This window comes from Halomonas sp. XH26 (assembly GCF_024138895.1).
GTDB classification, from domain to species: domain Bacteria; phylum Pseudomonadota; class Gammaproteobacteria; order Pseudomonadales; family Halomonadaceae; genus Vreelandella; species Vreelandella alkaliphila.
The window spans coordinates 1113374-1134796 of record NZ_CP071889.1; the positions used below are offsets into that span (position 1 = coordinate 1113374).

16 protein-coding genes are annotated in these 21423 nt (G+C 56.4%); 13 read left to right on the forward strand and 3 right to left on the reverse strand.

Annotated elements, in window-relative coordinates; genetic code table 11:
• Positions 1–39 precede the first annotated feature (39 nt).
• Positions 40–1206: an ADP-forming succinate--CoA ligase subunit beta gene (sucC, locus tag J4377_RS05110; RefSeq protein WP_095602385.1), complete on the forward strand. Its 1167-nt coding sequence runs from the start codon at positions 40–42 to the stop codon at positions 1204–1206.
• Complete coding sequence (gene sucD / locus J4377_RS05115) at positions 1206–2078, forward strand: succinate--CoA ligase subunit alpha (protein ID WP_009722518.1); 873 nt, start codon at positions 1206–1208, stop codon at positions 2076–2078. Before sucC ends, sucD begins: the two co-directional genes overlap by 1 nt.
• A gap of 66 nt (positions 2079–2144) precedes the next feature.
• On the opposite strand, the gene J4377_RS05120 is transcribed toward sucD, so the two are convergent.
• The 3 genes from J4377_RS05120 to J4377_RS05130 form a co-directional block, all read right to left on the reverse strand.
• A complete protein-coding gene (locus J4377_RS05120) occupies positions 2145–3185 on the reverse strand; it encodes a lysylphosphatidylglycerol synthase transmembrane domain-containing protein (protein WP_198348450.1) in 1041 nt (346 codons plus the stop codon).
• Positions 3163–4281 carry a glycosyltransferase family 1 protein gene (locus tag J4377_RS05125; RefSeq protein ID WP_198348449.1) on the reverse strand — a complete coding sequence of 373 codons (1119 nt, stop codon included), beginning with the start codon at positions 4279–4281 and terminating at the stop codon, positions 3163–3165. Before J4377_RS05125 ends, J4377_RS05120 begins: the two co-directional genes overlap by 23 nt.
• 132 nt (positions 4282–4413) lie before the next feature.
• Positions 4414–6354 carry an exoribonuclease II gene (locus J4377_RS05130; protein WP_253488113.1) on the reverse strand — a complete coding sequence of 647 codons (1941 nt, stop codon included), beginning with the start codon at positions 6352–6354 and terminating at the stop codon, positions 4414–4416.
• 254 nt (positions 6355–6608) lie between these two features.
• Between J4377_RS05130 and J4377_RS05135 the strand changes: the two genes are divergently transcribed.
• The 11 genes from J4377_RS05135 to J4377_RS05185 all read left to right on the forward strand — a co-directional run bounded on the left by J4377_RS05135 (position 6609) and on the right by J4377_RS05185 (position 21385).
• Entirely contained in the window at positions 6609–7343 is a 735-nt protein-coding gene (locus J4377_RS05135) for a GntR family transcriptional regulator (protein ID WP_038482427.1), read from the forward strand.
• Positions 7344–7351: 8 nt separating this feature from the next.
• The gene (nagA, locus tag J4377_RS05140; RefSeq protein ID WP_253487222.1) at positions 7352–8467 is read left to right on the forward strand and encodes an N-acetylglucosamine-6-phosphate deacetylase; all 1116 of its coding nucleotides are present in this window, start codon (positions 7352–7354) and stop codon (positions 8465–8467) included.
• Positions 8468–9487 carry an SIS domain-containing protein gene (locus J4377_RS05145; protein WP_099049299.1) on the forward strand — a complete coding sequence of 340 codons (1020 nt, stop codon included), beginning with the start codon at positions 8468–8470 and terminating at the stop codon, positions 9485–9487. It abuts the gene before it with no gap.
• Positions 9488–9516: 29 nt separating this feature from the next.
• On the forward strand, positions 9517–12096 hold the full coding sequence (gene ptsP, locus J4377_RS05150; protein ID WP_253487230.1) for a phosphoenolpyruvate--protein phosphotransferase: 2580 nt from the start codon (positions 9517–9519) through the stop codon (positions 12094–12096).
• Position 12097: 1 nt separating this feature from the next.
• Positions 12098–13852, forward strand: coding sequence for an N-acetylglucosamine-specific PTS transporter subunit IIBC (nagE, locus tag J4377_RS05155; protein WP_253487232.1), 1755 nt, complete (start codon positions 12098–12100; stop codon positions 13850–13852).
• Positions 13853–14044: 192 nt separating this feature from the next.
• The gene (locus tag J4377_RS05160; RefSeq protein ID WP_253487234.1) at positions 14045–15067 is read left to right on the forward strand and encodes an OprD family outer membrane porin; all 1023 of its coding nucleotides are present in this window, start codon (positions 14045–14047) and stop codon (positions 15065–15067) included.
• Between the two features lie 7 nt (positions 15068–15074).
• The gene (locus J4377_RS05165) at positions 15075–15452 is read left to right on the forward strand and encodes an OprD family outer membrane porin (protein ID WP_253487235.1); all 378 of its coding nucleotides are present in this window, start codon (positions 15075–15077) and stop codon (positions 15450–15452) included.
• Between the two features lie 17 nt (positions 15453–15469).
• Positions 15470–18163 carry a beta-N-acetylhexosaminidase gene (locus J4377_RS05170; RefSeq protein WP_253487237.1) on the forward strand — a complete coding sequence of 898 codons (2694 nt, stop codon included), beginning with the start codon at positions 15470–15472 and terminating at the stop codon, positions 18161–18163.
• A 129-nt stretch (positions 18164–18292) separates the two neighbouring features.
• Positions 18293–19090, forward strand: a complete 798-nt coding sequence (locus J4377_RS05175) for a Cof-type HAD-IIB family hydrolase (RefSeq protein ID WP_253487239.1) — start codon at positions 18293–18295, stop codon at positions 19088–19090.
• Between the two features lie 100 nt (positions 19091–19190).
• Positions 19191–19916, forward strand: a complete 726-nt coding sequence (locus J4377_RS05180) for a response regulator (protein ID WP_253487241.1) — start codon at positions 19191–19193, stop codon at positions 19914–19916.
• Entirely contained in the window at positions 19913–21385 is a 1473-nt protein-coding gene (locus tag J4377_RS05185) for an ATP-binding protein (protein ID WP_253487243.1), read from the forward strand. Before J4377_RS05180 ends, J4377_RS05185 begins: the two co-directional genes overlap by 4 nt.
• Positions 21386–21423 lie beyond the last annotated feature (38 nt).

The following is a 21423-nucleotide window of genomic DNA, read 5'->3' on the forward strand; positions in this document are numbered from 1 at the left end:
GTCATCGTTCGAGTCACATGCAACCAATGGCATGAATCGATGAACCTTCACGAGTATCAAGGCAAACAGCTGTTTGCTGATTATGGTCTACCAGTGTCTAAAGGCTTTGCCGTGGACACTCCCGAAGAAGCTGAAGAAGCGTGTAAAAAGATCGGCGGTGACATGTGGGTGGTTAAAGCCCAGGTTCACGCTGGCGGCCGCGGTAAAGCGGGCGGCGTTAAGCTGATTAAAGATCCGGCTGAAGCAAAAGCTTTCGCCGAGCAGTGGTTAGGCAAGAACCTGGTAACCTTCCAGACTGACGAAAAAGGTCAGCCGGTTGCTAAAATTTTGGTTGAGACTTGCACCGATATCGCTGACGAGCTGTATCTCGGCGCCGTCGTTGATCGCACCACTCGTCGCGTGGTCTTCATGGCCTCTACTGAAGGCGGTGTTGAAATCGAGACCGTTGCAGAAGAAACGCCAGAAAAAATTCTGAAAGCCGAAATCGATCCGTTGGTTGGTGCACAGCCCTACCAAGCGCGTGAGCTGGCATTTGCTCTGGGCCTTAAAGGCGACCAGGTCAAGCAGTTCACCAAGATCTTCCTGGGCCTTTCTAAGCTGTTCCATGACAAAGATCTGGCACTGTTAGAAATTAACCCGCTGGTTATTACCGACGAAGGCAATCTGCACTGCCTCGACGCGAAACTGGGACTCGACAGCAACGCGCTGTACCGTCATCCGGACCTTCAAGCGATGCGCGATCCTTCCCAGGAAGATCAGCGTGAAGCTGATGCAGCGAAGTGGGAACTGAACTACGTAGCGCTTGATGGCAACATCGGCTGCATGGTTAACGGTGCTGGCCTGGCCATGGGCACCATGGACATCGTCAACCTGAGTGGCGGCAAGCCTGCTAACTTCCTGGACGTTGGCGGCGGTGCGACCAAAGAGCGCGTTGCAGAAGCGTTCAAGATCATTCTGTCTGATGACAACGTCAAAGCGGTTCTGGTGAACATCTTCGGCGGTATCGTTCGTTGCGACATGATTGCTGAAGGCATCATCGGTGCTGTTGAACAAGTTGGTGTTAACGTTCCAGTGGTTGTGCGTCTGGAAGGTAACAACGCTGAATTGGGCGCTGAAAAACTGGCGTCTAGCGGTCTGAACATCATCGCTGCTACCAGTCTGACCGACGCGGCTCAGCAGGTTGTAAAAGCAGCGGAGGGCAAGTAATGAGCATCCTGATCGATAAGAACACCAAGGTCATCTGCCAAGGTTTCACGGGTGGCCAGGGCACGTTCCACTCCGAACAGGCGATTGCCTATGGCACGCAAATGGTCGGTGGTGTTACGCCGGGCAAAGGCGGCCAGACGCACCTGGGCCTGCCCGTTTTCAACACCGTGAAAGAAGCGGTCGAGAAAACCGGCGCGGAAGCCAGCGTGATCTACGTTCCGGCACCGTTCTGCAAAGACTCGATTCTTGAAGCTGCTAACGCTGGCATCAAGCTGATCGTGTGCATCACCGAAGGTATCGCGACGCTAGACATGCTCGAAGCAAAAGTAAAATGTGACGAGCTGGGCGTACGTCTGATCGGCCCGAACTGCCCAGGTGTTATCACGCCTGGCGAATGTAAAATTGGCATCATGCCGGGCCACATTCACCAGCCGGGTAAAGTCGGTATCGTGTCGCGTTCAGGCACCCTGACTTACGAAGCCGTTAAGCAGACAACTGACCATGGTTTCGGTCAGTCTACCTGTGTAGGCATCGGTGGTGACCCGATTCCAGGTTCTAACTTTATTGACATTCTTGAAATGTTCGAGAAAGACCCGAAAACCGAAGCGATCGTGATGATCGGTGAAATCGGTGGTACGGCTGAAGAAGAAGCAGCGGCTTACATCAAAGCCAACGTTTCTAAGCCTGTGGTTTCCTACATTGCCGGTGTCACTGCACCTCCTGGCAAGCGTATGGGCCATGCGGGCGCAATCATCTCTGGCGGTAAAGGTACTGCGGATGAGAAGTTTGCTGCCCTGGAAGATGCTGGTGTTAAAACCGTGCGTTCTCTGGCTGAAATCGGCGATGCACTGAAAGAAGTCACTGGCTGGTAAGCCATCGACCTCTAGTCGCACGCGATAAGGGCGCCCCTCGGGGCGCCCTTATTCGTTGGTGCATGGTTATCCTTCCGGCGTTTTATGGTCGGGTTTTCTGCGTAGCATTCGGTAGCTGTACAGAATAAATAGTGGCGCCCCCACCGCTAAATAGAGGTGGTAGCTCACCAGTCGCCACACTAAGACGGCTGCTGCGGCCTGCTCGCGTTCCATCAAGGGCAGCAACAAACTGCCAACGCCCACTTCGGCGGCACCTGCGCCGCCAGGAAGAAAGCTCAGCTGGCTGGCCGCCATGGCCAGCATTTGGGTTAAAAACGTCCACATCCAATCGGCATGGCCGCCCACGCCCAGCACCGCGACATAGAGTAAGCTATAGCGCATTAGCCAATGCGCTGCGGTAAGCATCATCATCGCGAGCAGCGTCGTAAAAGGAAGCGCGAGTGTGACCTTGAGCGCATATCGGCATCGTAATAAGCGCCTTACTAACCAGCGCCGTCGGTAACGGCTTGGCCATGTCGTTATAACGCCACCTGCACGCAGCAGGCTGGGTAAATAACACATCACACCACTGACCAGCGTCGCCATAAATGCTAAACCGACCAGTGACCACTGTACTAGTGACTGATGCGGCCACTGGGTATCGCTGGCCAGCGAAAAGAGCACCAAACCGCTCAGCATGGTAAGGAAGAACAGCAAATCACAGCCTTGGTCAATCAAAAACACCGCTGCCCCTTTGGCGGGAGGAAAGCCTCGTCGTGCAAGCAGGATAAGTAGAGTGGCTGGTCCTCCACTCCCTCCAGGCGTAGCGCACAACGCAAACTTTGATGCCAGTTCGATGCCCAGTGCACCACGTTGACCAAGTTGCCCTGCACGGCCACCTAACATTAGCCGCAGCCTTGTTGCATTCAGGTTCCAACACAGAAACGCTAATACCAGCATCAACAGCAATAACGCGAATGGAAAATGTTTAATACGCTGCAGCGCCTCAGCACCGCCCAGCCAAGTGGTAAGCACTAGCGGAGCCAAGAGCGCCCCCGCCAGTAGCAAACCATGCAGCGGGCGAAAACGCAGTAGTCGTTGGGGCTTAGTGGTGGTGGACGAGGGCATTGGGCCGTTCAATTTTGCAAAGGTCGATGTAGTGCTCGAGAAGAGACTGGATAACGCTATCCCAACTGAACTGTCGTTCGACAAAATGACGGGCATAACGCCCGCTGGCAGCGATGTCATTACTGAACAAGGCTGTGCATGCCTCGGCCATGGCATCCGGGTTGAGTGGCTCACACAGAATGCCAGCGCCTAACGGCACATTTTCGGCCAGTGCGCCGGCCCTGGCACCCACGACAGGGATACCGCAGGCCATCGCTTCTTGAGCGATCAAGCCAAAGGTTTCCCGAGTGCCCGCATGCAAAAGGGCATCGCTACTGGCAAGTGCTTTGGCCACTTCATGTGCGCCGCAGCAGCGATCCACGACAGTGACATTGTTGGGTACCTGATGGGGCATGCCGGGACCCATCAGCAATAAATGGTAATCACTGCCGAGCTGGCGCATCGTCGCCAGCAGCACATCAATATTTTTCTCGCGGGAATTGCGACCGACAAAGATCAGCAGCTTTTTATCGCTGGGAATACCCATGCCTTGGCGGAAGGCGGGATCTCGCTGCTGGGGGTGAAAATGGTTTAAATCGACCCCTAATGGCTGTACGCGAACGTTATCGACTCCCCACTCCCTTAATCGATTAGCCATAGCGTTACAGGGTGCCAGCACGCTATCAAATTGGCAGTAGAGGTCTTTGACATAGCGCGTTAAGCGTTTCTCAACGTAGCGGCCAAAGCGATCCCCCATTAAGCGCGGAAGGTCTGAGTGATAAAAGCCTACCACCGGTACCCCAAGCTTTTGGCCTGCGGCGAGGGCTGCCCACGCCGTTACATAAGGGTCGCCAGCCTCGATAAGATCAGGTTTAAGATCAATCAGCGCATCGCGCCAGCGTGACCCCCTCAGCGGAAAGCGGTAGCCCTGGCCCAAGGGGAGGTGTAGCGCTGGCAAGGTGTGGTGGTCACCCAGGCTATCGCGCTCAGCTCCCGGCACTAACAGGCTAGTGCGTAGGTTTGCCGTGTGCGCTAGCACCCGGTGTTTAGCTTGCAGATAAGTACGAACGCCGCCGCTTGCTGGGGCGTGAAACATGGTCACATCAGCGATGTGCAAGGTAACCTCCGAACTACAAGGGTGTCATCGGATTACCATAAGGAAGAAATAAGTCAGTTCTGCGACAGTTAATGGGCGGCGGGAAAATAAAACGCCACGGCAATGCCGTGGCGTGGGCGGGGCAAGGTAACGTTATTCTGTGGGTTTGGCGACCAGCGAGCGGGTTTCCTCACGGGCTTCTGTTAGCGCAATGCGCAGGCTGTCGCCCAGCTTGTAGCGCTCTTCGCCTTCAATCTGAATGCGACCCTCTTTATCATCAATGACCACTTTATCGCGATCGCTGTGCATTAGCGGGGCGGGTACGAAGGCGGTAGCACCATTTTCCAACAGGCGTACTCGCATACCACCGCGGTTGATCGCCATGATCTCTGCGTCGAAGGCGTCTTGGTTTTGAGCCGCTGGCGTTAAGTAGCGAACGTAGAGCCAATCTTTTACGTCGCGTTCTGCCATACGGTTCAGGCGGCGCCGCTCGGTGAGTTGCTCGGTGAGCTGCTGGCTGGCTTCTGCCGGAGCCTGTTCACCTTTAAGCACACGCTTGATCAAACGATGGTTGACCATATCGCCGTACTTACGAATTGGCGACGTCCAAGTGGCATAAGCCGGTAGTCCAAGACCAAAGTGCGGGCCAGGTTGAGCTGACATGCTGGTGAAGCCTTGGAAGCGGCGCAGGCGCGCGTCCAGCCAGGCATCATCACGGCTTTCGAGGGCGCGCTTTAGCTCTTTGTAGTGAGCTAGCTCAGTCAGCGCTTCCTGGGCAACTTCAATCTCCTGAGTTGCTAAGAACTCTTGAGCAGATTCGGCTTTTTCAGGCTCAAAAGCGCGGTGCACATTAAAGATACCGTGACCGATATGTTTGGCGAGGAAGTCCGCGCAGCAAGCGTTAGCGGCAATCATCGACTCTTCAATCATACGGTTGGCAATGCGGCGATCTTCGGTGCGAATGCCTAAGACGTTGCCCGCGTCGTCCAGGTCGAAAACGTAATCAGGACGATCTTTAAACACCAGCGCATGTTCGTTGCGCCAAGCGGTGCGCGCTTCGGTCAAATCGCGTAGTGCTTTCAGCTGTTCAGCGATATTGTCAGCGGGAGCCCACTCGCCTTGACCGTCAAGCCAGTCGGAAACGCGGTCATAGACTAGTTTGGCGTGGGATTTTACGTTAGCCGCAAAAAAGCGGTAATCACCTAGGCTGCCGTCGGCATTAATGTCCAGCGAGCAGGCAAGGGCAGGGCGATCCTGGCCTTCCCACAACGAACAGAGGTCATCCGCCAGCTGTTCAGGCAGCATGGTCACGTTCTGGCCGGGTAAGTAGACCGTAAAAGCACGGGTGCGCGCTTCAAGGTCGGCCGCGTGGCCTTCTTCAACGTAGGCTGTTGGGTCAGCGATCGCAACGCTTAGTCGCCAGCCGCCGCTTTCCAGCGCTTCCACGTGAAGCGCGTCGTCCATATCGCGGGTTTTTTCGCCATCGATAGTAAAGAAGGGCTGTGCCGTGAGGTCTTCACGGGTTAACCCTTCATCATGCAGTGGCCACTCGGTACCTGCGTCCGGGCATTCCTGTTCCAGCGCATGGCGGGCAAGGGTGACACGCCACGGAACGGCGGGATCGTCGGCCTTAGCCACTAGCTCATCAATTTGCGTAAAGAAGCCGCGATCGTTCTCTTTCAGCGGGTGGCGTACCAGCCGCGCGACAACCCAGTCGCCATCAGCAATGGTGGCTTCATCCAGGCTGTTCTTTATGCGCGCCTTCAGCACATTGCGAATCGACGGATGGTCGGGCACAACGGCTAAACGGTCTTCGCGCTTCTGAACACGGGCAACAAAGCGGTCAAGCCCAGCTTCGATCAGCTTTTCAGGCTCTACGGACTTTTTGTCGCCGTTTTCATGGATCACCGCCTCGACGCGATCGCCATGGAGTACTTGCTTCATAGCGGGGGGCGGCACGAAATAAGATTCACCGCTGTCGGTTTCAAGGAAACCGAAGCCTTTTTCGGTGGCTTTGATCACCCCTTCAGCGCGTGGGGTGGTATCACGGATCTGTTGCTTGAGCTGGGCAAGCAATGAGTTGTTTTGCAGCATGTGTTCAATCAGTTGGCGAGAGTAGCCTGCCACTATACGGATTCCCAAAGGCCGCGCCAATCGTGGTTACCCTGAAGTTCGCTTTGGCCCCAAACTATCAACGATCTGCGTTCAATCTTGTGCGTGCTTTATTGCCTTATTGGCCAGCTCGAACGTCACTATTCAACCATAGTTGTAGCTAATTGGTATTTGATTGGTATCTCATTGGGTCTATAGTGGTATCTAATTGGTATGGCCGCTACTGGGAGACACTCATGGACCCACGCTTTACTCAGCTACATCTTGATCCTCAGGGCGCAACACCGCTTTATCAGCAGTTAGCGCGTCAGCTAGAACAAGCAATTGATACGGGCGCCTGGCAAGCCGGCGAGGCGTTGCCTTCTGAGCGCAACTTGGCCGAAAGCTTAGCGGTTTCGCGCATTACTGCGCGGAAGGCGTTAGATCGCCTAGCAGAACTTGGGCTGATTCGCCGAAGCCGTGGCTCGGGCACGTTTATTACCCCTCGCCTCAATCAATCCTTGTCACGGCTCGCCAGTTTTACCGAGCTGCTGACCCAGCGTGGGTTTACGCCGAGTTCTCTTTGGTTGGAACGCAAGCTGGCCAACCCCAGTGCAGAAGAGAGCATGCGCCTTGGCCTGGGGGCTGATGCCCAAGTCGCGCGTCTCAAGCGTTTGCGTTTAGCCGATGGGGTGGTAATGGCGGTCGAAGAGAGTTGCCTCCCCATCTCGGTGCTGCCCGATCCTCTCCGGGTCGATACATCCCTTTATGCGGTGCTGGAAGCCAGCGGCAAAGGCATAGCACGTGCTTTGCAGCATGTGACGGCTATCAATGCCAGCGAGGAGTTGGCGGCGCTTGCTGAGGTGCCTGAGGGCCAGGCACTGCTCAAAGTGACGCGTCTAGGCTATCTCTCAGATGGCTCTCCGGCGGAGCTTACCGTTACCTACTGCCGCACTGATTATTACGACTTTATGGTCGAGATGACCCGCTAGGAGGTTTTATGCAGTTTGGCAATATTCTCACCTCTGAGGGCTGGCGCCTGGGAGAGATCCACTGGGAAGACGGGCGTATTAGGCGCATTGACGGCGATCCGGTAGATCCTGATACCAATGACCATCCACGCATTATTCCCGGCTTTATAGATTTGCATGTGCATGGTGGTGGTGGTGCCGACACCATGGAGGGCGGCACAGCTCTTGCCACCCTAGCGCGCACACACGTGCGTTTTGGCACCACCCGTTTGCTTGCTACCACCATGACGGCGCCAGATGAGCGGATCCGTCAGGTGTTAGGCGATATCGCCCGCTATATGGAAGCGCAGGAGCCGGACGCCGCTAAGGTATTGGGCGTTCATTTGGAAGGTCCCTATATCAATCCCGGCAAGCTGGGTGCTCAACCTGCCCATGCGCGTAATGGCGTGATTGAGGAGGTGGATGAGCTGTGTGCTTTGGCCCCCATCCGCTTACTGACACTTGCCCCTGAGTTAGCTGGCCACTATGCATTAATTCGCCATCTCAGCGAACGCGGCGTGCGGGTTCAGATAGGGCATACGCTTGGCAGCTATGAAGAGGGCGTTGAGGCATTGGCTCATGGTGCCTGCGGGTTTACTCATCTGTTCAATGCCATGACCGGACTGCAACACCGCAAGCCGGGAATGGTCGGCGCAGCGCTCGCCCATGCGCAGTACGCCGAAGTGATTCCTGATCTGCTGCATGTACACCCTGGTGCCATCCGTGCCGCCTTACGTTGCATCCCTAATCTCTATGCGGTTACCGACTCCACGGCAGCGGCAGGCATGCCAGACGGTGATTACCGTCTAGGTGAGCAGACCGTCACCAAATGTCTGGGAGGTGTGCGTTTGGCTGACGGCACCTTGGCAGGCAGTACGCTGACCATGGATCAGGCGTTACGTAACTTCGTTAGTCTCGGTCTTACCCTGGCGGACGCCTCGGATCGCCTGTCACGTTTCCCTGCCGACTTCCTGGGGATCGACGACATTGGCCGCCTGCAAGAGGGCGCATTGGCGGACCTGGTCATCCTTGACCCCCAACTTCAACTCCAAGCGGTCTATGTCGAAGGCCGTCATATCTGTGGAAACGCCCAAGGAGCCTCTTAAATGTCTTTGATGCTTGAAGAAACCCGCAACGCCCCTGAACGTGTTCGCGGTCAACTGCAGCGTAATCACGCGTTGCTTGCTGCACTAGGTGAACGCTTGCGCCTTGCCGAGCCGACTGCCGCAGTCACCGTGGCGCGGGGCAGTTCCGATCATGCCGCCAGCTACTTCGCCTACCAATGCATGCAGCGTAAAGGCATTCCTGTGGCCTCGCTGCCTCCCTCGCTGACCACCCTGGCGAAGGCACCTTGGCGACTAACAGGGCAATTGTCCTTGGCGGTTTCCCAATCTGGACAAAGCCCTGACCTAGTGGCGATGCAGCAGTCCCTCGCTGCCGCTGGGGCTCGAACGGTAGCGTTAGTCAATACGCCGCAGTCGCCTCTGGGCGCGGCCAGCGATAGTGAAATTCCGCTCTACGCGGGAGAAGAAAAAAGTGTCGCTGCCACCAAAAGCTACTTGGCCACGCTTTCTGCCATGGCGCAGCTCATCGGCCACTGGCAGGAAGACCGCCTGCTACTCACTGCTTTGGAACAACTTCCAGAACGACTGACCCAGGCCCTGGCGATGGATTGGTCCCCGGCCATCGAGGCATTACTAAATGCTGACAAGATGATGGTGATTGGTCGTGGAGCAGGTCTTGCAGTCGCTCAGGAAGCGGCGCTCAAGTTTAAAGAAACCTGTGCGATTCAAGCGGAATCCTTTAGCGGTGCCGAAGTTCGCCATGGTCCGATGGCGCTAATTGGCCCTGATTATCCGGTGCTGGTATTCGCACCACCAGGGCCCGAACAGGCTGGCTTGCTGGAGTTAACCGAGTGGCTCAAGAGTGTTGGTGCCCGGGTAGTCCTTGCTGCCGACAAGAGCGTGGTACAGCGCAATTTGACCTTGGTAGATGCTGGTCATGAGGCTCTGCAGCCACTGTCGGTGATTCAGAGCTTTTATCAAATGGTGGCTGGCCTTGCAGAGGCTCGGGGAAGCGATCCAGATCGCCCTCGGCACCTCAATAAAGTTACCTGCACCCTGTAACGTATAACAACAATCTTGGGAGTCCTCCCATGTCAGATTCAAGTCAATCATTAACGCTGCAGGCCCCCGTAACGGGGGTTGTGGTACCCCTAGCAGCAGTGCCCGATCCGGTTTTCGCCAGCCTAACCCTGGGAGAGGGCATTGCTCTCGATCCACTGGGCGAATGCCTGCATGCTCCCTGTGATGGTGAAGTGGTGCAGTGCGCGCGTACCCATCATGCGTTCACCTTGAGAACCGAGGCGGGTGTTGAATTACTGCTTCACCTTGGCCTGGATACGGTTGAGTTAAACGGAAAAGGTATTGAGCCTTTGGTCGCCGTAGGTGATCAAGTGCGCGCTGGTGACCCGCTGTGCCGCTTCGATGCCGATGCGTTAGCGCTGGGCGCAAGTGCGCTGATTACCCCACTGGTGATCACCGAAGCGGCTGGTTGGCAATTACTGCCGTCGAAGCACCGCGAGGGTGAGCGGGTTTCCCTTGGTGAGCCTTTGCTGGTGCTAACCCGCACGGCTATTGAGCAATCCGATACACGTGCTGACGGGCCGTTAGCTGAGCGCCGCGTGACCCTAGCCTTGGCATCGGGGCTGCATGCGCAACCGGCTGCCCGACTTCGTGCTATTGCTCGTGAGCATAACGTTAATCTGACGGTGCAACATGAGGGTTCAAGCGACAACGCTGCCAGTGCTAGTGCCGCTAGTCTTAGCGCATTAATGAACTTGGGCCTGACCGAAGGCGCAACGTTAAAACTGACTGCCCAGGGGGAGGCTGCTGAGGCTGCGCTGGATGCCGCCGAGCGTCTGTTGACCACGCCTGAAGCCGAAGAACATAGCGCACCTGCGTCGTCTATATTAACCGCAGTGGCACTTAAAGAGGGCGAACTGGCTGGCTTGGTGGCTAGCCCTGGTTTAGCCATCGGTCCGCTTGTCTCTTATCAATTGCCGCTACCCGCCGTGCCCTTGATGGGCGAGGGCGAAGCCGTTGAGACAGCTTGCTTGAAAAAGGCTCTGCTAAGCGTTGGCGAAGCGCTAGCTAAAGCTGAAGCGCAAGCGACGCGCCAGGGGCAGAGCGCCGAGGCGGAAATCTTTGCTGCCCATGGCGCCTGGCTCGAAGATCCCGATTTGGCGGCAGCTGCAGGTAAGCACATTAGTGAAGGTCGCAGCGCTGGCCAAGCTTGGCGTGAGGCGCTTGATGGCGAGGCCGCAAGGCTTGCGGCGAGCGGAAATGCGCTGCTTGCCGCCAGGGTTGCAGATCTGCGCGACTTGCAGCGCCGTGTGATGGTGGAACTAAGCGACGACCAGCAAGCGGCACTTCCTGAGCTGCCTAAAGGGGCCGTCGTCGTTGCTGATGAGCTGACACCCTCAGAGCTGGTGGCCGTTGCCGCCCAGCACCCTGCTGGGCTATGTCTCGCGGGCGGCGGCACCACTTCCCATGTGGCCATTTTGGCACGCGCCCGAGGTATTCCCTGCCTCGTGGCCATGGGGGCAAGCCTAATCGACGCTGCTAATAGCGCCACAAGCGAGAGCGTCATTCTAGATGCGGAAAATGGACGCTTGGCGCTGAGCCCCAGCGCTACTCAACGGGCGGAAGTGGCAGAGCGCATTGATGCTCGCCGTTATGAAGCTGAGCAAGCGCAAGCGTTAGCGCATGAGCCAGCGATGACTCTGGACGGGCGAGAAATTGAGGTATGCGCCAATATCGGTGGCGCCGAAGAGGCGCGTTTGGCGGCAGATTCGGGTGCTGATGGTGTAGGCCTACTGCGCAGTGAGTTTCTTTTTCTTGAGCGAGATAGTGCCCCCAGTGAAGCGACTCAGCGTGATGAATATCAGGCTGCGGTGAAGGCCTTAGATGGCAAGCCTGTGATTATTCGCACCCTGGATATTGGTGCAGACAAGCAGCTTCCTTATCTGCGATTGCCGTCAGTACCTAACCCAGCGCTGGGCGTGAGGGGCGCTCGTTTGTGGGCCAGCCAGCCTGAACTGTTGGAGACTCAGCTTCGAGCGTTACTCGGCGTTACGCCGTTGGAAACGTTGCATATCATGCTGCCGATGGTGACGGAGGTTGGCGAGCTGCGCGAAGTGCGCAAGCGCTTAGAGACGTTGGCCAGCGAAATGGGGCTCGATGCGCGGCCGCGCCTTGGTGCCATGATCGAGGTGCCTAGTGCTGCTCTGTGCGCCAGAAGCCTCGCTGTTGAAGCCGACTTTCTGTCAATCGGCACCAACGATCTAACCCAGTACACCCTGGCGATGGACCGTGAGGACCCGGCGCTCACCGCACGAGCGGATGTATTGCATCCCGCGGTGCTGCGGCTGATTCAAGCGACGGTAGACGGCGCGAAAGGGCACTGCCCCGTGGGAGTCTGCGGTGCCGCCGCGGGTGATGAGCGGGTCGCGCTTCTGCTCGTCGCGCTGGGTGTCGATGAACTCTCTGTAGAACCTGCGCGTGTGCCTGCAGTGAAAGCTGCCCTGCGTTGCCTGAATGCTGCCGCACTGGCAGATGAACTTCCCGCACTACTGGCCTTGGACGATGCGACCGCTGTACGCCAGCACTTAAGCGCGTGGCTTGCTCAGGCCAACCAAACCGACATAACAACAACGACCCTTGAGAGGTGCTGAAATGTCTTCTACGACCTTCGGTTCCCGCCTGATGGGCGGGCTACAGCGGCTTGGCCGCTCTCTGATGCTACCCATCGCGGTATTGCCCATTGCAGGTCTATTGCTGCGACTTGGGCAGCCTGATCTGCTGGATATTGCCTTTATTGCTGGCGCTGGCGAGGCCATTTTCGCCAACCTGGCGCTGATTTTTGCCATCGGCCTAGCCGTAGGTTTCGCGGATGATAATAACGGCGCTGCTGGCCTGGCCGGGGTGATTGGCTACCTGGTACTAGATGCGGTGCTGACCGCGCTTAACCCTGAGATCGATATGGGGGTGCTGGCAGGGATTATTGCCGGCAGCGTGGCAGGCCTGCTTTATAATCGCTATAAGTCGATTCAGCTCCCTGATTATCTGGCCTTTTTTGGTGGGCGACGCTTTGTGCCTATTGCCACTGGCCTAGCTGCAGTAGCAATGGGGGTTGTTTTTGGGGTGATTTGGCCGCCCATCCAACATGGCATTGATGCACTTGGTCACTGGCTGATTGGCGCTGGTGAGCTGGGACTTTTCGTGTACGGAACGATTAATCGTTTGTTGATTGTGACGGGGCTGCACCACGTGCTGAATAGCCTGGTGTGGTTCGTCTTCGGTAATTTCGAGACAGCCTCTGGAGTAGTGGCCAATGGCGACCTGAATCGTTTCTTTGCCGGTGACCCTGAAGCAGGGCGCTTTATGGCGGGCTTTTTCCCGGTGATGATGTTCGGCCTGCCAGCCGCGGCGTTGGCCATGTACCATGCCGCACCAAAAGGACGCCGTGCCCAGGTGGGTGGTTTGTTACTTTCGCTGGCATTGACGGCTTTCCTGACCGGTGTCACCGAACCCATCGAATTCACCTTTATGTTCCTGGCACCGCTGCTTTATGGCATGCACGCAGTGTTAACGGGCATTTCCATGGCGCTGCTGCACTGGCTGGACGTGAAGCTTGGCTTCACCTTCTCCGCTGGAGCCTTTGACTTTGCACTCTCTTACGGGCTTTCCACCAATGGTTGGCTGATGCTGCCTGTCGGCCTCGTCTATTTTGTTCTGTACTACACGTTATTTCGCTGGGCCATCGTCCGCTTTAATCTACCTACCCCAGGGCGCGAGCCGGAAAGCACTTCCTCCGCAGCAGCCCCAACACCACTCGGTGAACGTGGCCCAGCGTTTGTCACGGCGTTAGGTGGCGCGAGCAACCTGCAAAGCGTAGGTGCCTGTACGACTCGGTTACGCTTGGTGCTGGAGAATCCTGAGGCAATTGATGAGTCGGCTCTGAAATCGTTGGGCTCTCGGGGGATCATGCGTCTCCAGGGCGGTGGTCTCCAGGTAGTGATGGGCCCCATTGCGGATGGTATCGCAGATGAGATTCGACAAGCGCTCAAGCAGAGTGGAGCGGCGATGGATGCCAATACCTCTTCTCATAGCCCTTCTGCACATAGTCCTTCTGAACACAGTCCTTCTGAACAGAGCCCTGGCACCCCCGCAAACCCTTCTCAACCAACGGTATTGCCCGCCGAGGTGGCCCAACGCTGGATGGCTGCCTTAGGGGGTAATGCCAACGTGCAACGGCTGGACGTCCAAGCCCAGACACGCCTGCGCGTGGAGCTAGTCGATGGCGCTGGTCTAGACAGCGCAGCGCTTGACCAACTGGGATGTAGAGGCATCCAAGCGTTGAACGGCAATACATGGCATCTGATCGTGGGTGATCAAGCCGCTGCTATCGCGCATTCACTAAGAGCCTAACGCTCGTAATCGGCACCCGTTACTTGGCAACGACTGAGTAACGGGGAGCCGTGGCGATTTAGCCAAGACTTCTACGTCATAGACCCATGTTTATGGGGCAGCGTTGCGCTGCCCTACAGACCCCGCGCGTCTTTAAAACGTGCACATCACTGCAACGCTAATACAAAATCAACAACAATCGGATACGACGCCATGCTGATATCAAGCATACCTACGCCCCAAAAAGGGCAGCCGTTAGGTCGCTTTGGTCAACTAGCCCTGATCGGTACTTTATCGTTGGTTCCTTTGACGTCTTCTGCCGACGAGCCTCAGGGCTTTATGGAAGAGGCCAGCCTTGAGACCACCCTGTTTTATATCTATCGCGACCGTGATCGTCGCTCGGGAGGTATGGGGCCGGATGGCGAGGGCACTCCAGGGGCTTACGCTTCCAATCTGCAGCACTCCACCGCCAATCTGGCTGTCGACTTCTCGAGTGGTCACGCGGGGGGCGTTGTGGGGCTGGATCTAGCCGCCTTTGCTGCCTACGACTTTCAGAACCGTCACCAGGGCACGGAATTCAATTTTCGTCCAGCAAGCACTCTGTGGGAAGAGCGCTGGGACGGTAAGGAAACGAATGGTGCAAGCCTCTACCGGGCCGCACTCAAGTTCAAGTTTGGCGATATGTGGGGGCGGTTAGGGTATCTGCAGCCCCAAGGCACCAGTGTCATCGCCCCTAACTGGTCCTTCCTACCAGGCACTTATCGCGGTGGAGAACTCGGCGCCAGGATAGGTGACCTATCGCTGAGCTATTTTCATGCTGATCGTTACAAGGCCCCTTGGTATCAGAGCTTCTACGAGTTCCGCCAAGCTGATGGAGAGACGATCGACTATCTGCACTCGCTGGGAGCACGCTACGAAATCACCGAAGACCTGGTGCTCGAGGCGGCTTTTGGGCAAGCCCAGGGCTATATGGATCAAGGGTTCGGTAAGGTTTCTTATGCCACCCAGCTGAACGATTCCCCGCTGCGTTTGAGTTACCAGGCCTACGCCGCCAGTGACCGTCATGACGATGGTTCGGCCAACGACGTCTATGACGGCACTGCCTGGCAACAGGTGCTTACCGCTCACTATGATCAAGGTGCCTTCGATTGGCGGCTTGAGTTTAGCTGGGTGCATGCCCCCTGGGTCTCAGGGCTACTTCCTGCCGCGAATGACCACCCCTTATGCATCGTCTAACGGCCGCATGGACGTCTGGTGGGATGCCCGGTCCGATTGGAATCACGATGGCGAGAAGTCCCTCTACGCCGGTGTCACCTATGACCTGGAAGGCTGGAGTTTGCCTGGTTGGTCGCTGGGCGTGGCTCATGCTTATGGCTGGGATGCTCGTCCCTACTCAGGTTTTGAGGACCCCGGGCGCCGCTTTAGTGAGTCCGCCTGGAACTTTGACGTGCATTACAAGGTTCAGAATGGCTGGGCCGAGGGCACGCGTTTTCAACTGCATTATACCCGCTACGACAACCGCACCGACTACGTCTCCTGGGGAGATGGCGGCTTTAAAAACGCCTTTCAGGATGAGCACGACATCAAGTTCACGGTCGTGGCTCCTTTCTCGATTCTGTAATGCTTGAGGTGAAAACAATGACAACATTGACGAAGGCCCTAACGACACTGGCTATCGGGATTGCAATCAACTCGGCGGCAACCCAGGCCAGCGAAACCACTCAGCTTGACGCGTCGTCTGCCCGTGACTTGGCGCAGCGGCTAGACGTGCAGTACAAGGTAACCGCCAATCAGCCACAGGCGCATGATATCGACTGCCAGAGATTGGGGGCGGATTACGCCGCCTGTTTCACTGCGACGATCCTTTTGACCAATACCTCCGATAAGGCCATTGAGGCGAGCGACTGGGGGCTGTATTTCTCGAGTATTCGTCGTCTGCTGCAGATGGATCACCCTGAACTGTCGCTGACTCGTATCACAGGGGATCTCCATCGCCTTGAACCCAATGACACCTTTACTGGACTGGACGCCGGAGAGAGCCTGGAAATTCCCATCGTGGGTGAGTACTGGCAGCTATTCATGACCGATGTGATGCCCAACTGGTACCTGGCAGTGGGCGATGAAACAGCGGTGATCGATAATACCCGTGACGAAGTGCTGACCGATTTTGTCCGTGCTCCTTTCGGTGAGCAGCTTATGCGTACACCGGACGATAACAACGTGGTGATGACGGCCGAGACACGCTTCGAGCGCAACGCTGCGGCCACTGCAATGCCCGCCGACGCATTGCGGGGAGCTATTTTGCCGACACCGCGCTCATCTCGCCTGGGAGAGGCTACTCTCGATTTGTCTGAAGGGGTCAGCCTCGAGATGCCAATGCTGAGCGAGGCCAGCCTAGCGGTACTGGGAGAGCGCTTCGAACGGCTCGATATTCCCGTTAACGAAGGTGGCGAAGGCTTGGTGATTCGTGCCCGCTTGGCCTCTGAGTCAGACGTTCTCGATGAAGCATTGGCACGGGAGGGGGGCTATCGCCTGCAGCTCAATGAGTCCGGTGCCGATATTCTGGCCTTTGACGCCACTGGGGCTTTCTACGCTGTCCAGTCGCTAATAGCGGCCATGGATGAGGAAGGGCTGGTGCCAGCGATGGACATTGATGATGCTCCACGTTACGACTATCGCGGCGTCATGCTGGATGTTGCACGGAATTTCAAAGATAAGGCCTCAGTGTTGCGCTTGCTGGATCAGATGGCTGCGTACAAGCTCAACCGTTTCCATTTCCATCTCACCGATGATGAGGGCTGGCGGCTGGAAATTCCGGGGCTGGCGGAATTAACCGAAGTAGGCAGCAAGCGCTGTCATGATCTGGAAGAAACGCACTGTCTTTTACCTCAGTTGGGCTCTGGGCCAGAGGACGATACTGCCGGTAGCGGTTTCTACACCCGTGAGGATTATATCGATATCGTTCGCTATGCCGAGGCTCGCCATATTCAGGTGGTGCCTGAAATTGATATGCCGGCTCATGCTCGTGCCGCTGTGGTGGCTATGGAAGCGCGACATCGTCGGCTGATGGAGGAGGGCGATAGTGCGGCAGCCAATGAGTATCGATTAATCGACCCCGAAGATACGTCTAATACGCTGTCGGTTCAGCTCTATGATCGTCGCAGCTACCTCAACCCCTGTCTTGAGTCGACGAACCGCTTTGTCGATAAGGTGATGGGGGAAGTGGTATTGATGCACCAAGAGGCGGGCCAGGCGCTGGACAACTGGCACTTTGGTGGTGATGAAGCCAAGAATATCCTGCTGGGTCATGGTTTTCAGGATATCGATGCCGAAGAACCGGTCGACTGGCGAGGAACCATTGACCAGAGTGATCAGCACCATCCCTGGGAGGCGTCGCCAATTTGCCAACAGAGCGTTGCCGATGGAGAGGTCGCTTCTGTAGAGGAACTGCCGAGCCGTTTTGCCCTACAGGTTAACCAACTCGCTGACAGCTACGGAATAGCGCGGATGTCAGCCTGGCAAGACGGCCTTAAGCATGTTGAGTCCGCCGCCGAGTTTGCTACGCCACAGGTCGCGGTTAACTTCTGGGATCCGCTGTTTTGGGGCGGTAGTCAGTCGGTGGCCGAGTGGCAGTCGCGGGGTTATGAGGTGATTCTTTCTAGCCCAGATTATCTCTACTTTGACATGCCCTACGAGGTCAATCCACACGAACGAGGCTACTACTGGGCGACACGTTTCACCGATACGCGCAAAGTGTTCTCCTTTGCCCCCGATAATCTGGCGCAAAATGCGGAAACTTCAGTTGATCGAGACGGCAATACCTTTCGTTCCGAGAGCGCCGAGGGGTGGCAAGGTGCTCGGGGGATTTCCGCGCAAGCCTGGGGGGAAACGGTACGTAGCGAGACGCAGATGGAGTACATGATCTTCCCGCGTCTGCTAGCGTTGGCTGAGCGAGCCTGGCACCAAGCCGAGTGGGAACTCGATTATCAACCTGGTCAGGTGTTCATCGGTGGCGAGACGTCCTTTGTCGACGATGAGTCGTTGATCGAGGACTGGCAGCGTTTTGCCAACCTGCTTGGCCAGCGTGTCCTACCACGGCTGGAGCGTGATGGAATCGCTTATCGTCTGCCATTGCCAGGAGCACGGGTTGAAGCGGGTAGGCTAGTAGCCAATGTCGCGCTACCAGGAGTAAGTATTGAGTACTCTTTGGACGACGGGGCGAGCTGGCAGGTCTATCAGGACAGCGCGCGCCCCGAGGTGGAAAACACGGTGCTATTACGCAGCGCCAGTGCCAATGGTCAGCGGCATAGCCGTGTCGTGACGCTCAATTAACCAGCGTTAAGATAGTGAAGAGCCCTCTTCAGGCGGCGTTGCCTTAGAGGGCTCTGAGTCTCTTTAGTCCGGCTGGGAGCGGCGAGCGTAATCGGATAAGCTGAGAAGTTCTATTATCAGGAGTGCACCATGACATCACGCCTTATCGTTTCCGACCTTGACGGTACGCTGTTAGGCAGCGACCACCGACTGCACGACAACACTATTGAGGTGCTAAGAGCGCTTGTAGCGCAAGGCCATCATGTCGCGCTGGCTTCTGGTCGCCACTATAACGATATGCGCGTGTTTCGCGATCAGTTGGATATCCCTGCCTATTTAATCAGTACCAACGGGGCCTATATCCATGCTCCAGACGGCACACTTTTGAGCGCGACCCATCTTGAACCAGCCTACGTCGAAACGCTTATTCAGTTGCCGCGCCCGCCTCAGGTAAGGCTCAACCTTTATCGTGAAAGCGGCTGGTATATCGATGCCGACGCACCGCATCTGTTGTCATTGCATGCCTCGACGGGCTTTCGTTACGAGGTTGTGCCGCAGAAAGCGATGGATGCTGATGGGGTTGGTAAAGTGCTCTACATAGGCGATCCGGCTGCGTTAGCGCAACTGGAATGTCAGGCCCAGGAGGCGCATGGTCACAGCCTACATATCACATACTCAACGATCGACTCTTTAGAAATTATGGCGGGTGGCGTTAATAAAGGCGTGGCCTTAACGGCACTGCTGGAAAAGCTAAAGCTAACGCCGGCAGAGTGCTTAGCATTTGGCGATAACCTAAACGATACTGAAATGCTTAATCTGGCAGGGGAAGCCCAGGTAATGAACAACGCCCACCCTGCGCTTTTCGATCGTGTTTCCAGCGCTGAGCGTATCGGCCATCATGGCGAAGCGGCTGTGGCTCAGTGGCTAGCAAAACGCTTCGCGCTGTAACCTTGGTCGATGGCCGCTTGCGATAGGGTGGCCACTCCACCATCATCTAGCCCCTAAAATGATAATAACGAGTAATAATAACCCAGGGCATATTGCTACCATGACAACCACGCCCGCTACCTTGATGGTCGTTGATGACGACTCGGAAATTCGCGAACTGTTGGCAGACTATTTAGGGCGTCACGGCTATCACGTGTTGACCGCCGACGGCGCAGATTCGCTGTATCAGCAACTGGTTGATCAAGCGCCAGACTTGTTGGTCGTTGACATCATGATGCCGGGGGATGACGGTTTTACCATCTGCCGGGAACTGCGCAAAACCAGCGATACGCCGATTATTATGCTCACCGCCAGTGCCGATGATACCGACCGCATTTTGGGGCTTGAGTTAGGCGCTGATGACTATATCGCTAAGCCCTTCAACCCTCGTGAGTTGCTGGCGCGGATTAAAGCGGTGTTACGCCGAGCCCGCCCGGCAGCAGCTGGCGCACCAACCCAAGAGGCTCGCTGGGTACGTTTTGGCGACTGGCAACTGGATCGTATGACCCGCGAGCTGATCGACCAGGAAGGTATTCGCACCGCACTTTCCGGCGCAGACTTTCAATTACTGCAGGTGTTTCTGGAACGGCCTGCCACCGTCATTACTCGCGATGATCTCTACACATTGACCCGCGGCCGTGAAGCACCACCGCTAGATCGCTCGATTGACGTACATGTGTGCCGCTTGCGCCAGCGGCTGGGGGAAGATGCACAGCACTCTCAACTGATTCGAACCGTGCGTGGGGCTGGCTATGTGTTGACCGCCAGGGTTGAAGCTGCTTCGTGAAAGGCATTAAGCGCAACCTCGCGGGCTGGTTGCCGAGCAGTCTACGTGGGCGTTTTGTGGTCATTATGATTGCGGGCGTGCTGGCTGCTCAAGCGGCTAGCTATGCGCTATGGACTTCCCAGGTGCGGGCCAGCCAGCTTGAACAGTTAGATGAGCTTTCCAGCAACATGGCCTTCAGTATTGCCTCGACCATGCGGTTTTTCCGTTCGTTGCCGGTAGATTATCGGCACATTGTGTTGGATCAGCTGCGTAGCATGGGCGGCACGCGTTTTTTTGTCAGCGTGAATGAGCGACGTATTCCTGTCGAAGATATTGGCAGCGGCCCGGAAAAAGAGGTCGTGGTAGACAACGTGCGCTCTATTTTGACCCAGCAGCTCTCCATTGACGATGTGGTGGTGGAATTTTCCCGCCCGGAAAGATTGCGTGTCTTCAATAACGAAGTGTTGCTTTACGATTTACCACCCCGTTGGGGGCAGCACAGTCTGTTAATGGAGCCGCTTTCGCCCCCTATCTTAGTGGTGCAGTTGGAGCTGGCTCCGGATACCTGGCTTTACGTGGCCACACTGCTGGGCGTGCCGGATATTTTTAGCGGCTACCGTTGGCTGTCTGAAGAGCGTTTATTAGTCGGCGTGTTGGTGCTGTTAAGCGTGCTGGCGCTTTCGTTACTTGGTATTACCAGTGTGACTCGGCCGTTGGCGCGGCTTTCCCGAGCAGCACGCCAGTTGGGTGATGACTTGGATAGCCCGCCACTTAAAGAGAGCGGCCCTAAAGAAGTGGCCGCCACCGCAGCGGCCTTTAATCGTATGCAGCGGCGTATTCAAGAACAGATTGATGAGCGCGAGCGGTTGTTTTCGGCGATTTCTCATGATCTTAAAACGCCCATTACACGCATGCGGCTGCGTGCCGAAATGCTCGATGATACTGCTCAGCGTGAACGTTTTTGCGCCTCACTTGACGAGTTGAGTGAGCTGGTTAAAGGCGCACTGGCCTCGGTCAAAGGGTTGGATCTGCATGAAGAACCCCAGCCCACTGATCTTAACGCGCTGCTGTTGGAGATTGCCGAAGGGTTACGTTTGTACGGCGGTGAGGTGTCACTCCATGGCGCTGTGTTACCACTAACCGTTAAGCCTCTGGCGCTAAAACGCTGCTTGGCAAACCTGCTTGAAAACGCGGTGTGTTACGGCCAGAAAGCAACCGTAACGCTGGAAGAGCAGGCGGGCATCGTAACGTTGCGCATTCATGATAATGGGCCAGGTATTCCTGATGCGCAGCTTTCCCGAGTATTTTCACCTTTTGTGCGCCTGGAAGCCTCTCGAAGCCGTTACACCGGTGGAAGTGGCCTGGGACTTGGTATTGCCAGACATATTGCCCGTGCCCATGGAGGCAATATCGTCTTATCGAATCACTCGGCAGGTGGGCTAGTGGCCATGTTAACGCTACCGCGCCAAACGAGTGTTACTGACTTGTAATAAAACCCTAACACTATTAATAAATTGCCAAGACTATG

Excerpts from the sequence above, each read along its gene's own strand:
- sucC (WP_095602385.1), top strand. The coding sequence starts at position 40 with ATGAACCTTCACGAGTATCAAGGCAAACAGCTGTTTGCTGATTATGGT.
- J4377_RS05175 (WP_253487239.1), top strand. The coding sequence starts at position 18,293 with ATGACATCACGCCTTATCGTTTCCGACCTTGACGGTACGCTGTTAGGC.
- J4377_RS05130 (WP_253488113.1), bottom strand. The coding sequence starts at position 6,354 with ATGCTGCAAAACAACTCATTGCTTGCCCAGCTCAAGCAACAGATCCGT.
- ptsP (WP_253487230.1), top strand. The coding sequence starts at position 9,517 with ATGTCAGATTCAAGTCAATCATTAACGCTGCAGGCCCCCGTAACGGGG.
- J4377_RS05145 (WP_099049299.1), top strand. The coding sequence starts at position 8,468 with ATGTCTTTGATGCTTGAAGAAACCCGCAACGCCCCTGAACGTGTTCGC.
- nagE (WP_253487232.1), top strand. The coding sequence starts at position 12,098 with ATGTCTTCTACGACCTTCGGTTCCCGCCTGATGGGCGGGCTACAGCGG.
- J4377_RS05165 (WP_253487235.1), top strand. The coding sequence starts at position 15,075 with ATGGACGTCTGGTGGGATGCCCGGTCCGATTGGAATCACGATGGCGAG.
- sucD (WP_009722518.1), top strand. The coding sequence starts at position 1,206 with ATGAGCATCCTGATCGATAAGAACACCAAGGTCATCTGCCAAGGTTTC.
- nagA (WP_253487222.1), top strand. The coding sequence starts at position 7,352 with ATGCAGTTTGGCAATATTCTCACCTCTGAGGGCTGGCGCCTGGGAGAG.
- J4377_RS05135 (WP_038482427.1), top strand. The coding sequence starts at position 6,609 with ATGGACCCACGCTTTACTCAGCTACATCTTGATCCTCAGGGCGCAACA.
- J4377_RS05160 (WP_253487234.1), top strand. The coding sequence starts at position 14,045 with ATGCTGATATCAAGCATACCTACGCCCCAAAAAGGGCAGCCGTTAGGT.
- J4377_RS05120 (WP_198348450.1), bottom strand. The coding sequence starts at position 3,185 with ATGCCCTCGTCCACCACCACTAAGCCCCAACGACTACTGCGTTTTCGC.
- J4377_RS05180 (WP_253487241.1), top strand. The coding sequence starts at position 19,191 with ATGACAACCACGCCCGCTACCTTGATGGTCGTTGATGACGACTCGGAA.
- J4377_RS05170 (WP_253487237.1), top strand. The coding sequence starts at position 15,470 with ATGACAACATTGACGAAGGCCCTAACGACACTGGCTATCGGGATTGCA.